Genomic DNA, 1012 nt, shown 5'->3' on the forward strand with positions numbered 1-1012 from the left:
ATGCTTTATACTAGCGTGTTAGCCCCCGTTTTTATCTTAGATTTAATTTATATGTCACTATTGCCTTGTGCCTATAATACAATGTGAGATATCCCTTTTTTCTATTTTCAAGAGGTATGGAGAAAAGAATCTCATCAGCATTATATTCGATGTCAGGTTTTTTTGAGTATTTATCATTATTAAAAGCATAAGTCAAATATGGCAATTCTCCATTTGCGTCTACCTTGAAATGTACTAAATCATTTTCCACAGATTCAATAACTCCACTGTATGAGCTATTAAATTTAATCTCAGACTTGTAGTAGCTTGAATAATACAATGGCAAATTGGCAAAATCCTCTTTAGTTTTCTTTGTAAATAACCACCTTGTATCTTTAGGATAGTGCTTGAGAAAAAACATTTCTGGATTACTGCAAAAGTAATCTTCAGTATATCTTTTAAAGAACTTCTTGGATTCAACAAATCCAGCCCCCCATGTGACATCAATTAACTCCCATCTATTATTAACCTTTGCAGCATTCCATGCGTGTCTGTTTCTTTTAGGTGATTTTCCTATTTCACTTTTCTTAGTCTTTGAGGTACCAGTAACAATTACACATTCGATATTTGTTAAATCACATAACCTCTTAAATAATCTTGAGTAGCCGTCGCAAACTGCTTTTCGTTTTCTTAGTGTTCTTTTGATAGTTTTATTGTTATACCTCTTTTCTTTTCTTGCTTTTTCTTCTTTGGTTCGATATGAATAAGTGTATCTGTCTTTTTTCTTTTTTGAATTGGCTGATTTAACATCGTATGAAATATTGGATGTAATCCAAACATAAATAGCTCCTAACTTGTCATGTTCGCTATTGAAATCAGAGTTTATTCTCTTAGCAATCTTTTCGCAGTTAGAAATTGATGTAGGGTATCTGGTAACAATCTGCTTTATACTTTCATTAATTTGTCCACTTATGGAAAAACTAATAAGTATCGTTAATAATATTAATGCGTTAAGTCTTTGCATCTAATGGGG

Annotated in this window: 1 protein-coding gene; it reads right to left on the minus strand. The window is 31.7% G+C overall.

Annotation, left to right across the window (positions count from 1 at the left end; genetic code table 11):
- Nucleotides 1-31 precede the first annotated feature (31 nt).
- Nucleotides 32-1003, minus strand: coding sequence for a transglutaminase domain-containing protein (locus ACRD69_RS25290; RefSeq protein WP_430817919.1), 972 nt, complete (start codon nucleotides 1001-1003; stop codon nucleotides 32-34).
- Nucleotides 1004-1012: the final 9 nt, after the last annotated feature.

The organism is Carboxylicivirga agarovorans, assembly GCF_050589845.1.
Taxonomy (GTDB): Bacteria; Bacteroidota; Bacteroidia; order Bacteroidales; family Marinilabiliaceae; genus Carboxylicivirga; species Carboxylicivirga agarovorans.